The 13,845-nt window shown below is 66.2% G+C and carries 12 protein-coding genes and 1 pseudogene; 10 read left to right on the forward strand and 3 right to left on the reverse strand.

What is annotated here, in order from left to right; translation table 11 throughout:
- Positions 1-17: 17 nt before the first annotated feature.
- Positions 18-2,132: a molybdopterin-containing oxidoreductase family protein gene (locus KYK29_RS12160; RefSeq protein WP_437437249.1), complete on the reverse strand. Its 2,115-nt coding sequence runs from the start codon at positions 2,130-2,132 to the stop codon at positions 18-20.
- Between the two features lie 169 nt (positions 2,133-2,301).
- Here KYK29_RS12160 and KYK29_RS12165 point away from each other — a divergent pair.
- From KYK29_RS12165 to KYK29_RS12175, 3 genes and pseudogenes are all read left to right on the forward strand, one after another.
- Positions 2,302-3,051: pseudogene (locus tag KYK29_RS12165) on the forward strand (23S rRNA (adenine(2030)-N(6))-methyltransferase RlmJ); the annotation flags it as partial.
- 76 nt (positions 3,052-3,127) lie between these two features.
- The gene (locus KYK29_RS12170) at positions 3,128-3,862 is read left to right on the forward strand and encodes a ribonuclease T2 family protein (protein WP_254691157.1); all 735 of its coding nucleotides are present in this window, start codon (positions 3,128-3,130) and stop codon (positions 3,860-3,862) included.
- Positions 3,863-3,927: 65 nt separating this feature from the next.
- Positions 3,928-4,518 carry a glutathione S-transferase family protein gene (locus tag KYK29_RS12175; protein WP_254691158.1) on the forward strand — a complete coding sequence of 197 codons (591 nt, stop codon included), beginning with the start codon at positions 3,928-3,930 and terminating at the stop codon, positions 4,516-4,518.
- A gap of 60 nt (positions 4,519-4,578) precedes the next feature.
- Here KYK29_RS12175 and KYK29_RS12180 read toward each other — a convergent pair whose 3' ends face one another.
- The gene (locus KYK29_RS12180; protein WP_254691159.1) at positions 4,579-5,214 is read right to left on the reverse strand and encodes an outer membrane protein; all 636 of its coding nucleotides are present in this window, start codon (positions 5,212-5,214) and stop codon (positions 4,579-4,581) included.
- A 361-nt stretch (positions 5,215-5,575) separates the two neighbouring features.
- On the opposite strand from KYK29_RS12180, the gene KYK29_RS12185 reads away from it, so the two are divergent.
- The 5 genes from KYK29_RS12185 (at position 5,576) to KYK29_RS12205 (ending at position 9,972) form a co-directional block, all read left to right on the forward strand.
- Positions 5,576-6,340: an SDR family oxidoreductase gene (locus KYK29_RS12185; protein ID WP_254691160.1), complete on the forward strand. Its 765-nt coding sequence runs from the start codon at positions 5,576-5,578 to the stop codon at positions 6,338-6,340.
- Positions 6,337-8,379, forward strand: coding sequence for an excinuclease ABC subunit UvrC (gene uvrC, locus KYK29_RS12190; protein WP_254691161.1), 2,043 nt, complete (start codon positions 6,337-6,339; stop codon positions 8,377-8,379). The genes KYK29_RS12185 and uvrC overlap by 4 nt, the downstream gene beginning before the upstream one ends.
- A gap of 259 nt (positions 8,380-8,638) precedes the next feature.
- Entirely contained in the window at positions 8,639-9,223 is a 585-nt protein-coding gene (gene pgsA / locus KYK29_RS12195) for a CDP-diacylglycerol--glycerol-3-phosphate 3-phosphatidyltransferase (protein WP_254691162.1), read from the forward strand.
- A 1-nt stretch (position 9,224) separates the two neighbouring features.
- Positions 9,225-9,479, forward strand: coding sequence for a molybdopterin converting factor subunit 1 (gene moaD / locus KYK29_RS12200; protein WP_254691163.1), 255 nt, complete (start codon positions 9,225-9,227; stop codon positions 9,477-9,479).
- A 1-nt stretch (position 9,480) separates the two neighbouring features.
- On the forward strand, positions 9,481-9,972 hold the full coding sequence (locus KYK29_RS12205) for a molybdenum cofactor biosynthesis protein MoaE (RefSeq protein ID WP_254691164.1): 492 nt from the start codon (positions 9,481-9,483) through the stop codon (positions 9,970-9,972).
- 83 nt (positions 9,973-10,055) lie between these two features.
- Here KYK29_RS12205 and ndk read toward each other — a convergent pair whose 3' ends face one another.
- On the reverse strand, positions 10,056-10,478 hold the full coding sequence (gene ndk, locus KYK29_RS12210) for a nucleoside-diphosphate kinase (protein WP_254691165.1): 423 nt from the start codon (positions 10,476-10,478) through the stop codon (positions 10,056-10,058).
- 260 nt (positions 10,479-10,738) lie between these two features.
- Between ndk and KYK29_RS12215 the strand changes: the two genes are divergently transcribed.
- Complete coding sequence (locus KYK29_RS12215; RefSeq protein ID WP_254691166.1) at positions 10,739-11,818, forward strand: GGDEF domain-containing protein; 1,080 nt, start codon at positions 10,739-10,741, stop codon at positions 11,816-11,818.
- 58 nt (positions 11,819-11,876) lie between these two features.
- Positions 11,877-13,775 (forward strand): ABC-F family ATP-binding cassette domain-containing protein, encoded by a 1,899-nt coding sequence (locus KYK29_RS12220; RefSeq protein ID WP_254691167.1) that lies wholly within the window; start codon positions 11,877-11,879, stop codon positions 13,773-13,775.
- Positions 13,776-13,845 lie beyond the last annotated feature (70 nt).

A 13,845-nucleotide genomic window follows, 5' to 3' on the forward strand; every position in this document is an offset into this window, starting at 1 on the left:
CTGCCTGTGACGCGGCGTCAGCCCTTGCGGAGCCAGACGCGATTGTCGTGAAAGGCCGCCCCGCCATAGGGCGCGATCGGGTCGGCCCCGGTCAGCACATTGATGCCCTCGCCGTCGAGATGGGCGTCGTTCGGCCAGACCCCTTCGGCGATGAGGACGCCGGCTTTCGCCGCATCCGTGACCTTCGCATGCAGGCGGATATCGCCGCGCCCGTTGCCGAGGCGCACGATCTCGCCGTCATCGACGCCGCAGGCGGCGGCGTCCTCGGGATGGATCATCACCTCCGGCCGGCCTTCCCGCTGGCGCGAGCCCCGGGTTTCCGTGAAGGACGAATTGAGGAAGTTGCGGGCGGGCGATGTCGCCAGCCGGAACGGATGGTCCGCGTCAGCAGTCTCGATCACCGCCACATAGTCGGGAAAGACCGGCAGGGCCGCGTGGGGACCAAACGCGCCGAGCGGTTTCGGCGGCTTGTTGGGCGCGGGCGTATTGGTCCAGTCCGGGCGGAAGCGGAACCGGCCGTCCGGAAAACCGAACCCCTTCAGGAAATGCGCCGTCTCGAAATCCGGCTGGCAGTCGATCCACTTCTCTTGCCTCAGGCCGTCGAAGTCGATCTCGTAGAACGGCAGCATACGGGTGATATGCTCGCGCTCCGTCAGCCCGAATCCCGGCAGGTGGCCGACGCCCAGCCGGCGCGCAAGCTCCTCGATGACGAAGAGATTGCTGCGCACGAGCGGCGGCGGCTCGACCAGCCGGGGGCCGAGAACGATGTGCTGCTGCCCGCCGCCGCGATAGATGTCGTCATGTTCCACGAACATCGTGGCCGGCAGGACGATATCGGCAAGCTTCGCCGTATCGGTCATGAAATGCTCGTGGACGGCGACGAACAGGTCGTCGCGCAGGAAGCCCCTTTTCACCAGCCGCTGCTCGGGCGCGACATTGGCCGGATTGGTATTCTGGATCAGCATGGCGGTGACCGGGCCGCGATGGCGCAGGGCAACGGCGTCGCCGGTCAGCACCCGGCCGATCTGCGACTGGTCGAGCATGCGGATATCGGGATCGGCGAGCGTTTCGCCGGTCAGTTCGCTCTTGCGCAGGCGGAAGATATCCGAATTGCTGTGGAACGCCCCGCCGCCTTCATATTGCCACGAGCCGAGCACGGTCGGGACGCAGAGCGCCGCATGCATGGAGACGGCGCCGTTACGTCCGCGCGTGAACCCGTAGCCGAGGCGGAAGAAGCTGCGCTTCGTGCGCCCGACCAGCGCCGCGAAGGCCTCGATCTCCGCGATGGAAAGCCCGGTGATCTCCGCCGCCCAGGCGGGGTCGCGCGTCGCCAGATGCGCTTCGAGCCCGGCCGGATCGTCGGTGAAGGCCGCCATATAGGCGCGGTCGGCATGGCCGTCGCGGAAGGCGACATGCATGGCGGCGCAGGCAAGGGCCGCATCCGTGCCGGGCCGCAGCTTCAGGGCCATGTCGGCCTGCTTCATGGTCGGGTTGTCATAGACGTCGACGACGACGATCTTCGCGCCCCGCTCCTTGCGCGCCCGGATCGCGTGGGTCATCACGTTGACCTGGGTCGAGACCGGATTGGTGCCCCAGATGACGATACAGTCCGATTTCGCCATTTCGCGCGGGTCGGAGCCGCGCAGCGTCCCGGCCCCCATGGTATAGCCGGTCCAGGCTGTATTGGTGCAGATCGAGCCGAAGAAGCCGGAATAGCGCCGCGCATGGCGCAGGCGATCGATGGAATCGCGCTGCACCAGCCCCATCGTGCCGGCGTAGTAATAGGGCCAGACCGCCTCGCTGCCATGGGCCTGCTCGGCCCGGACGAAGGCCTCGGCGATGGCGTCGAGCGCCGCCTCCCAGGAAATCTCGCCCCAGCCTCCCTCGCCCTTGCCGCCCCGGCGCACCCGCGGCTTGAGAAGCCGGGCGGGATGATAGAGCCGCTCGGCGTAGCGGGCGACCTTGGCGCAGACGACGCCCGAGGTGTAGCTGTTTTCCGGATCGCCCTTCACCCGGCCGATCCGTCCGTCCGCATCGATCTCGATATCCAGCGCGCAGGTGGAGGGGCAATCATGCGGACAGGCCGAATGGCCGATCCGGGCTTTTGCGGGATTCGGGGTCGCAACGTTCATGGGTTTTCTATATGGCAGTGCGCAAGCGGCCAAAAGCCCTATATTGCCGCCACGGCGGGAATCGATCGCCGGCCAGAGCGGAGAAGGCATGAACTATCGCCACATCTATCACGCCGGCAATTTTGCCGACGTCCTCAAGCACGCCGTCTTCGCCCGCCTGATCACCTATATGCAGGGCAAGGACAAGGCGTTCCGCGTCCTCGACACCCATGCCGGCACCGGCCTCTACGACCTTTCCAGCGAAGAGGCGCAGAAGACCGGCGAATGGCGCGAGGGGATCGGCCGTCTTCTTGACGGCGACATGCCGGCCGATGCCGCCGCCCTGCTTGCACCTTATCTCGAAGCGGTTCGCACACTGAATCCGCAAGGCGGCCTAACCTATTATCCGGGCTCGCCAAAACTGGCGCGCCTGCTCTTTCGCCCGCAGGACCGGCTGTCGGCGATGGAACTGCACCCGGATGACCACGAGACGCTGCGGCGGCTGTTCGACGGCGACTTCCAGAGCCGGGTGACCCAACTCGACGGCTGGCTGGCGCTCGGCGCGCATCTGCCGCCCAAGGAGAAGCGCGGCATCGTTCTCGTCGATCCGCCCTTCGAGATCGAGGGTGAATTCGAGCGGCTGGCCGAGGGGCTGGAAAAGGCCTGGCGCCGCTTTTCCGGCGGCGTCTACTGCCTGTGGTATCCGCTGAAGAAAGGCGCGCCCGTCTCTGCTTTCCACAAGGCGCTGAAGCAGACGGGCATCCCCAAGATCCTCTGCGCGGAGCTTTCCGTGCGAAGCGATCGCCACACGACGGGACTTGCCGGCTCGGGCCTGATCGTGGTCAATCCGCCCTATACGCTGAAGGCGGACCTCGACACGCTGCTTCCCTTCCTCAAGGGACGGCTGGCGCAGGATCGCTTCGCCTCGGCGCGCGCCTTCTGGATCGCCACCGAAGACAAGGCCGCCTGATCCTTCGCAGCCCCGTCCGGGCAACGAAGGGCCACCGGAGAAGACCATGACGCGACATTCCCCTCTTCCGGCAATCCGCAAGCTGGCCATTGCCGGCTTTTCGGCCCTCGCGCTGCTGGCGGCAGCCGGCTGCGAGGAGAAGACGCCCACGGGCAGCCGCAGCACGACAGGCAGCATCTCGTCGGAAAACGCCGCCCCCGTTCCGGCCGGCAGCGGCTTCGATTTCTACGTGTTGTCGCTGTCGTGGTCGCCCAGCTGGTGCGCGGAAAACGATCCCGGCGGCGACGGCGCCCAATGCCGGCGCGGCGCCGGCCACGGTTTCATCGTGCACGGGCTCTGGCCGCAGTACGAGCGCGGCTATCCGGAATTCTGCCCCTCCCGCCAGCCGGAGCGCGTTCCCGCCGACCTCGGCCGCGCCTATCTCGACATCATCCCGTCGATGGGGCTCATCGGCCATCAATGGCGCAAGCATGGAAGCTGTTCGGGTCTTGGCCAGAAGGATTATTTCCAGACCGTGCGCCGGGCCTATGAAGGGATTTCCATTCCCGCCGGGCTGGCGCAGCCGCGCAATCCGCGCCGGATCAGCGCGGAGGCGGTGGAGCAGGCCTTCATCGCCGCCAACCCCGGGCTGTCCCGGCAGGGCATCGCCGTCACCTGCGAGGCCGGCCGGCTGGCGGAAGTCCGCATCTGCCTCACCGCCGGCCTGTCCTTCCGGCCCTGCGCCGAAGTCGACCGCGCCGCCTGCCGCGCAAAGGAGATCGGGCAGCCACCCGTCCAGTGACGTTCCGGCAGGACAAGGCCGGCCCCTCAACGCCAGACACCATCAAGGAACAGGAGCTATCCGACATGAAGATCTTCTACGCCGACGCCTCCCCCTATTCCGTAAAGGTCCGCATGGCGGCCCATTATGCGGGCCTTGCGGCCGAGAGCATACCGACCGACACGGCCAGCGATCCCGCCGGGCTTCTGGCCGCCAATCCGCTCGGCAAGATCCCGACGCTCGTGACCGACGACGGGCTCGCCGTCTACGACAGCCGCGCCATCATGCATTACATGGACCGCCAGACGCGGGGCGCGCTCTATCCGCGCAATGCGGCGAAGCGCACGGAAGTCGACATCCTGGAGGCGACGGCCGACGGGGTCTGCGACTGCCTGCTCTCCATCGTCTACGAGCGCCGCCTGCGGCCGGAAGAAAAAGTGCATCAGCCGTGGATCGACCGCCAGTGGGCGAAGGTGGAGCGCGCGCTCGACCATCTGGAGGCCAATATGCCCCGCCTCGGCAGGAAGCCCCATGCCGGTCATTTCGCGCTGGCGGCGATGCTGCGCTATATCGAGCTGCGCTTTCCCGGCCAGTGGCAACGCGGCCGCCCGAAGCTGAAACGCTTCCCCGGCCGTTTCGAAACGATATTCCCGGACTATGCGCTGTTCAGGGACTGACACGGAAACGCGAAAGGGCCGGGTTTCCCCGGCCCTTCCTAAAGCTTGCAGGCGATCGGCTCAGAACTTGACGCCGAGGCCGAGACGGACGCTGTGGTCCTCGAAGCCGCTGGTGACGCCGGCGCCGCGGAAGTTCTTCGTGCCGTAGTCGCTGTAGCGATATTCGAGGCGGGCGGTGACATTGTCCGTGACGAAGGTCTCGGCGCCGACACCGGCCGTCCAGCCGAGAAGCGTCGCGTCGTCCTTGCCCACGGGGCTCTTGACCTCGACGCCCGAGGCGGCGATGCCGGCCGTGCCGTAGAGAAGAACCGGGTTCAGGTCGACACCGACGCGGCCACGGATCGAGCCGTTGACGCCCTGCTGCGCCTTGAAGCCGTTGGCCGTGGCGTCGACGCCCGAGTAGTTCACGTCGGCTTCACCGCCATAGACCATCTGGCCATCCTGAATGTTGTAGCCGCCGTAGACGCCGCCGCCGAAGCCGTTGGCGTGCTTGTTGCCCTGGCGATTGAACTTGCCCTTCTGCCAGGAAGCGGTGCCGCCGAGATAGGCGCCCGACCAGTCCTTCACGACCGGCGCGGAATAGTCCGCAGCCGGCGCTTCCGGGATGTCCATGACCGCGTCGGCGGCCTGCGCGCCCTGGAAGGCGAAGAGGGTAACGGCCGAAGCGGCCAGAGCGGTGATGATGACGTTGCGCATGTTGTTCTCCTTGGTGCTAAACGATGCCGGCGCTGGGAGGCTGGCCGGAACAGCGTTATGAGTTTCGTGCCCCATCCGATTGAGGCGAACTTGAATAAAGATTGAGGAGATGGAAGAGCCAAATTGTGAAATATTCGTGGCGGCGACGTGTCACAAATTGGATGCGTCTTTTGAGCAACAGGCAATTCGTTAACCATAAATTCAATAACGGCCAATTCAATGAAAGTAATACTCAAAAATACTTCAAATATCCTTTCCCTGTTAACTTTTTGGCAATCCACCGCCATGGGGAGTTCAAGCCGCCGCGTTCCAGACTATATTCAGGTTGGTTGAACGACAGATTCGGCAGGATGGACATTTCTTGAAGACGCCCCTGAAAAAAGCCCTTGTGACGGGCGGCGCGAAACGCATCGGACGGGCCATCGCGATGGATCTCGCGCAAAACGGCTTCGCCGTGGCGATCCACGCCAACCGGTCGCTCGCGGAGGCCGAGGAGATGGCCGCCGCCCTTGCCGCCGACGGCGTCGAGGCGGTCGCGGTGCAATGCGATCTTTCCGACGGCGCGGCAACGGCACGGCTGATGGGCGAGGTGAACGCGGCGCTCGGTCCCATCGATCTCCTCGTCAACAACGCCTCGCTCTTCAAGCCCGATACCGCCGCGGATTTCTCCGATGCGCTGTGGGACCGGCATTTCGCCATCCACGTCAAGGCTCCCTCCATCCTGGCGCGGGACTTCCTGCGCCAGTTGCCGGGAGAGCACGGCGGGTCGATCGTCAATATCATCGACCAGCGGGTCTGGAACCCGACACCGCGCTACTATTCCTATACACTGTCGAAATCGGCCCTATGGATGGCCACGCGCACCATGGCGCAGAGCTTCGCGCCGCGGGTGCGCGTCAACGCCGTCGGCCCCGGCCCGTCGCTTCCCAACGAGCGGCAGGACGATGCGGCCTTCCAGGCGCAGGTCGGCGGGCTTATCCTCAGGCGCGGGCCGGAGCTTGCCGAATTCGGCCGGACGGTGCGCTTCCTGTTCGACAGTCCCTCGATCACCGGACAGATGATCGCGCTCGACGGCGGACAGCATCTTGCCTGGGAAACGCCGGATGTGGCGGGGATCGCGGAATGAACGGACAGAAGGTCAAGGACGGCGGCATCCTCTACGACGAGAACGAGACGGACGAGGAAGACGAATTCGCCCCTGAAAGCGCGGTGGAGAGCGCAACCTCCGCCACGCCCGGGATCGACTGGAACGAGGGCGGCGCGCCGCCGGAAGGGCTCACCGGCGCGGAACTGATCCAGGGCTTCGTCAAGCGCCTGCCGAACAGCCCCGGCGTCTACCGCATGTTCAACGCCGAGGGCGACGTGCTCTATGTCGGCAAGGCCCGCAGCCTGAAGAAACGCGTGACGAACTACGCACAGGGGCGCGGCCATTCCAACCGCATCACGCGGATGATCCGCGAGACGGCGAACATGGAGTTCGTCACCACGCGCACGGAGACCGAGGCGCTGCTGCTGGAGGCGAACCTCATCAAGCGGCTGCGCCCGCGCTTCAACGTGCTTCTGCGCGACGACAAGTCCTTTCCCTATATCCTTCTCACCGGCGACAGCCGGGCGCCGGCGATCTTCAAGCATCGCGGCGCGCGAAGCCGCAAGGGTGACTATTTCGGCCCTTTCGCCTCGGCCGGCGCGGTGGGACGCACCATCAACTCGCTGCAACGCGCCTTCCTGCTGCGCACCTGCACCGACAGCGTGTTCGAGACGCGCACGCGGCCCTGCCTGCTCTACCAGATCAAGCGCTGCTCGGCCCCTTGCACCCATGAGATCAGCGACGCCGACTATGCCGTGCTGGTGCAGGAGGCCAGGGACTTCCTCTCCGGCCGGAGCCGGAACGTGAAGGCCCGCATCGCCGAGGCGATGAATGCGGCGGCCGAAGACCTCGATTTCGAGCGGGCCGCGGTCTATCGCGACCGGCTGGCCGCCCTGTCGCATGTCCAGAGCCATCAGGGCATCAATCCGGCGGGCGTGGAAGAGGCCGACGCCTTCGCCATCCACCACGAGGGCGGCATCTCCTGCATCCAGGTGTTCTTCTTCCGCACCGGGCAGAACTGGGGCAACCGGGCCTATTTCCCGAAGGCCGATCCCCAGCTTTCCGGAGCGGAGGTGCTGAACGCCTTCCTCACCCAGTTCTACGACGACAAGCCCTGTCCCCGGCAGATCCTGCTCTCCGAAACGGTGGAGGAGATCGATCTGCTGTCACGGGCGCTTACCGAGCGATCGGGGTACAAGGTCACCATCGCCGTGCCGCAGCGCGGCGAGAAGAAGGACCTCGTCGACCATGTGGTGGCGAACGCCCGCGAGGCGCACGGACGCAAGCTGGCGGAAACGGCGTCGCAATCGCGTCTGCTGGAGGGTTTCGCCGCGACGTTCAAGCTGCCTTACGTGCCGCGCCGCATCGAGATCTACGACAACTCCCACATCATGGGCACCAATGCCGTCGGCGGCATGGTGGTGGCGGGGCCGGACGGCTTCGTGAAGGGCCAGTACCGCAAGTTCAACATCAAATCGACCGACATCACGCCCGGCGACGACTTCGGCATGATGAAGGAAGTGATGACCCGGCGCTTCACGCGCCTGATCAGGGAGGAAGGCCTGCCGGACAGGAGCGCGGAGGCAGGCGCGGAGGCGGACGACCTGCCCTTCCCCGCCTGGCCGGACGTGATCCTGATCGACGGCGGACAGGGGCAGATGACGGCGGTGCGCGCCATCCTCGAGGACCTCGGCATCACCGACCAGGTCATCGCCATCGGCGTCGCCAAGGGGGCCGACCGCGAGGCCGGGCGCGAACGCTTCTTCATGCGGGGGCTGGCGGACTTCTCGCTGCCGCCGCGCGACCCCGTGCTCTATTTCGTACAGCGCCTGCGCGACGAGGCCCATCGCTTCGCCATCGGCTCGCACCGTGCACGCCGCAAGAAGGAAATGGTCCGCAACCCTCTCGACGAGATCGCCGGTGTCGGCCCGGCGAGGAAACGCGCCCTGCTCCAGCATTTCGGCACCGCCAAGGCGGTCTCGCGCGCCGCCATGGCGGACCTCACCGCCGTCGACGGCATTTCGGAAAGCGTCGCCCGTCTGGTCTACAACCATTTCCACGAGGATGCCGGCTCGTAGAGCGTCGCTCCCGCGCCGATCCGGCCGCGACGGCCCGGCCGGTCCTCGCGGCGGTTCCGATCCCGGCGGTTATGGGCTAGCATGCCCGCATTGTCCTTCCGTCGATGCGCGAGGTTTTCGATGTTCACCGCAAGAAGCAGCCTCCCGGCGGCGGCATTCGGCGGCATACCGTAAATTCAACCGAAATTGCCGGAAACAAAGGTTGACGGCGCGTCAGCAAAGACCTCATCTACCCCAAACAATCGAGACTGAAGATACCATGGCCTCCCGCACATACAGCATCCCCAACCTCCTCACCTACGGCCGGATTCTCGCCGTTCCGCTGATCGTGCTCTGCTTCTTCGTGGAAGGACGGCTGGAGCCCTCGGACTTCGCGCGCTGGGCGGCCTTCTGGATCTTCGTCGCCGCCTCCATCACCGACTATCTGGATGGCTATCTCGCCCGCATCTGGAACCAGACCTCCAATATCGGCCGGATGCTCGATCCGATCGCCGACAAGCTTCTCGTCGCCTCGGTGCTGCTGCTGATGGCGGCCGACGGCACCATCGGCGGCTGGTCGATCTGGGCCGCCATCATCATCCTGTGCCGGGAAATCCTCGTTTCGGGCCTGCGCGAATATCTCGCCGACCTGAAGGTCAGCGTTCCGGTGACCCGCATCGCCAAATGGAAGACGACGATCCAGATGCTGGCCATCGGCTTCCTGCTGGCGGGGCCGGCCGGCGACAAGATCCTTCCCTATACGACGGAAATCGGCATCGGCCTTTTGTGGATCGCGGCGATCATCACCATGTATACCGGCTACGACTATTTCCGCAGCGGCCTGAAACACATCGTGGGGGAGTGACATGACCCGGATCGTCTATTTCGCCTGGGTTCGCGAGCGTATCGGCAAGAACGAGGAGCAGATCGAACTGCCGGCCGGCGTGCGCACCGGGAGCGACCTGCTTTCGCATCTGAAGTCGCTCGGCGACGAATATGCCTATGCGCTGGAACATGAGACGGCGATCCGCATCGCCGTCGACCAGGAGCATGTCGAACACGACGAGCCGCTTGGCAGTGCGCGCGAGATCGCCCTCTTCCCGCCGATGACGGGCGGCTGAGATGCCGGCCGGGGCCGCCGTTGCGCTGACTGTCCGCATTCAGACGCAGGATTTCGATGCGGCGGCGGAATGCGCCGCCCTCACGGCCGGCCGCGCCGATATCGGTGCGCTCGTCACCTTCACGGGCCTGTGCCGCGACGAAGGCGGAACGCTCGCCGCCCTCGAACTGGAGCACTATCCCGGCATGGCGGAGGCGGAGATCACCCGCATCTGCCGGACGGCGATCGAACGCTTCGGGCTTTCCGGCATAACGGCGGTCCACCGGATCGGACGCATCGCGCCGGGCGCCAATATCGTGCTCGTCATCGCGGCGGCTCCCCATCGCCACGCCGCCTTCGACGGTGCGTCCTTCGTCATGGACTTCCTCAAGACGTCCGCCCCCTTCTGGAAGAAGGAACATCGGGCGGACGGGCGCGCAGGCGACTGGGTGGACGCCCGGGAAAGCGACGCGCGCGCACGCGCGGCATGGTCCCGCCAGCCGTCCGGCGGCTGACCGGGAGACAAAAAAAACCGGGGCGCAAACCCCGGTTTTACTATCTGTCGCAATGGCTTCCGGCAACCGCCGGAGAAATTGATTCAGCCGACGACCTCGGTGCCGGAGAACCAGTAGGCGATTTCTTCCGCGGCGGTTTCCGGAGCGTCGGAGCCGTGAACGGAGTTTTCGCCGATCGACAGGGCGTGAACCTTGCGGATGGTGCCCTCGTCGGCGTTGGCCGGATTGGTGGCGCCCATGACTTCGCGGTTCCTGGCGATCGCGTTCTCGCCTTCCAGCACCTGCACGACCGTCGGGCCGGAGGACATGAACTCGACGAGTTCGCCGAAGAACGGGCGGTCCTTGTGAACGGCGTAGAAGCCTTCGGCCTCGCGGCGGCTCATCCAGACGCGCCTGGATGCGACAACGCGCAGGCCCGCATCCTCAAGCATCTTGGTGATGGCGCCGGTGAGATTGCGCTTCGTGGCGTCCGGCTTGATCATCGAAAATGTGCGTTCAATCGCCATGTTTCCCGTTTCCCTTGGTTTCCGGTGAAAGTGGCGGTTCCTTACCTTCCAATGTCCTGCAAAACAAGGGGGACCGCCACGAAAGGCGCGCCCCACGCCCTCCCGTTTCCATTCTCCCGTGGCCTTTCCGGGACGCGGACTTCCGGGCCTTGCGGCGGTTTTTCCGCAAGAACGCAAAATTAACGGCCGGAGCCGATAGTTGCAGCATTCACTCCAACCAGGGCGTCGGCCGTGCGCGGCCGCCTGCTTCACGGCGCATCATGACCAGCAAAGCCGCTTTGCCTTCCCACGATCCCGCCCTCGCGCAGCCGTCCGTCATGGCGCGTATCGGTCAGTTGATGGCCGATCGCGGCATCGCCGGGCTGCCGCGCAACTACGAACTGCTGTTCGAGGCCCTGACCGGCAACAGCGTCATCGCCCGGGAGATCGGCGCGCTCGGCAGGACGCCCGCCCAGTCCGCGCTCGACGCCATCGCGCTGCGTCACGGTCTGCCGGGCCACAACGCGCTTGCCGCCGGACAGGCGGCGGCGGAGGCGGCACAATTGCTGGCGACGGCCGCGCAGGTGGGCGCAGCCAGCCATCGGGACCGGGGCGCGATGCTGCTGGAACTGGAAGAGGTCGCCGCGCGCATGGGCAAGGATCCCGTGCTCGGTCTTTCCGATTTCGCGCAGGATGCCGGACGGCTCCTGTCGCTCGCCCGCGACCTGCTCAGCGCCGATCGGGCGGCCACCGCGCGCATCGGCGATCTTCAGGCGCGTCTCGATGTCCTGCGCGGCGGCCTTGCGGCAAGCCGCGACGCGCTGATGCACGATCCGGCGACCGGGCTCGGCAATCATGCCGCCCTGCTCGGCCGGATCGACGCGCTTTTGCGCGACGAAACGGCGAATCCGGCGGCGCTCGTGCTCTTTCGCGTCGAGCGGCTGAACGACTTTGCCGGAACCCATGCGCCCGGCGCGGCGGGCGCCACGCTGGAGCGGCTGGCCGCCCTCTTCCGCCAGTCGGTGAAGAAGAACGACTTTGTCGCCCGCACCGGCGCGGACCTCTTCTGCCTGCTGCTGGCGGACGTCGACCGCGCAATCGCCGCGACGATTGCGGACCGGATCGCCGCGAAGGTCGCCGAAACCGCCTTCCCCTTCCAGGATCGCGCATTGCCGGCGGGTTTCCTGACACTGACGGCCGGCATCACCATGAGCGACGCCGCCGATACGGCTTGCGCCCTGCACGATCAGGCCGTCCAGGCCCTCGACGCGGCGCGCGAAAGCGGAGCGGCGATGCGCTTCTATTCCGCCGAGGTCGCCGCGCGGCGTGCGTCCGCCTATCGTTCCGGACGGGCCGGATGATGCATGGAGGCCTGTGGGGGCCTTGCGTTGGCGGCCCGCACCGCCCTATAGACCCGGAATGATCACGATTTCCGGCCTTACCGCCCGCATCGCCGGGCGTCTTCTCATCGACAATGCTTCGCTGTCGCTGCCGAGCGGCACCAAGGCGGGTCTCGTCGGGCGCAACGGCACCGGCAAGTCGACGCTGTTCCGGATCATCACCGGCGAGCTTGCGCCGGAGGCGGGCGCGGTGACGCTGCCGAGAAACGCCCGCATCGGCCAGGTGGCGCAGGAGGCGCCGGGCACCGACGAAAAGCTGATCGAAATCGTGCTGGCCGCCGACAAGGAGCGCGCGGCCCTGATGGCGGAGGCCGAGACGGCGACCGACCCGCATCGCATCGCCGAGATCCAGACGCGGCTTGCCGATATCGGCGCGCATTCGGCCGAAGCTCGGGCCGCCGGCATTCTCGCCGGCCTCGGCTTCGACCAGCAGGCGCAACAGCGCCCGGCGAAAAGCTTTTCCGGCGGCTGGCGGATGCGGGTGGCGCTCGCCGCCGTCCTGTTCTCGGAGCCGGACCTGCTGCTGCTCGACGAGCCGACCAACTATCTCGACCTCGAAGGCACCTTGTGGCTGGAGGATTACGTGCGGCACTATCCGCATACGGTGATCATCATCAGCCACGACCGCGACCTTCTCAACACCGCCGTCAACGCCATCGTGCATCTCGACCAGCAGAAGCTCACCTTCTATCGCGGCTCCTACGACCAGTTCGAGCGCCAGAAGGCGGAGGCCGACGAATTGCAGACCAAGGCCAAGGTCAAGAACGAAGCCGCCCGAAAGCATCTCCAGAGCTTCATCGACCGCTTCCGCGCCAAGGCGACGAAGGCCCGGCAGGCGCAAAGCCGCATCAAGGCGCTGGAGCGCATGGGCACGGTCGCCGCCGTCGTCGAGGCCCATGTGCAGCCGATCACCTTTCCGAAGCCGGAAAAGCAGCCCGCCTCCCCCATCGTGGCGATCGAGCGCGGAGCCGTCGGCTATGCACCGGGCGCGCCGATCCTGCGGAACATCGACCTGCGCATCGACAATGACGACCGCATCGCCCTGCTCGGGGCCAACGGCAACGGCAAGTCGACCTTCGCCAAGTTCATCTCCGGACGGCTGGAGGCGGAAGCCGGGACCGTCAGGCGCGCGCCCGGCCTGAAGGTCGGCTTCTTCGCGCAGCACCAGCTCGACGACCTCGTGCCGGAGCAATCGGCGGTCGACCATGTCCGCCGGCTGATGCCCGACGCGCCGGAAGCCAGGGTGCGCGCCAGGGTGGCGCAGATGGGACTTGCCACCGAGAAGATGGCGACCGCCGCCAGGGACCTGTCGGGAGGCGAGAAGGCGCGCCTGCTGATGGGCCTTGCCGCCTTCGACGCGCCGAACCTGCTGATCCTCGACGAGCCGACCAACCATCTCGACATCGACAGCCGGCGGGCGCTGATCGAGGCGCTGAACGACTACGAGGGCGCGGTCATCCTGATCTCCCACGACCGTCACCTAATCGAGGCCACCGTCGACCGGCTCTGGCTCGTCAACGACGGCACGGTGAAGAGCTACGACGGCGACATGGAGGAATATCGCGGCCTGATCGTGCAATCGGCGCGCGGCAGGGGCGAGAAGGAGAAGACCGCTCAGGCAGCCGGCGAACAGGCCAGCAAGGCCGGGCAGCGCAAGGCAAACGCCGACCGGCGCGCCCAGCTCGCGCCGCTGAAGAAAAAGATCAATGAAATCGAGTCCCTGACGGCAAAACTGCACAAGCAGATTCAGCTTCTTGACGGAGAACTTGCAGATCCCGCGCTTTACGGCAAGAACCCGGAAAAGGCCGCCGAGAAGGCGCGGCTGCGCGCCGCCGCCGCCGACCGGCTGAACGATGCCGAAGAGCAATGGCTGGAGCTTTCGGCCGAATACGAGGAGGCGATGACCCTCGACGCCTGACCGCGTTCCGCACCCCCTCGCGCAACGCCCTTGCCCGCCGCATCTGTTCTGATACAACAGGCCGCAATTA

Source organism: Shinella daejeonensis (assembly GCF_024281235.1).
In the GTDB taxonomy this organism is placed as follows: domain Bacteria; phylum Pseudomonadota; class Alphaproteobacteria; order Rhizobiales; family Rhizobiaceae; genus Shinella; species Shinella daejeonensis.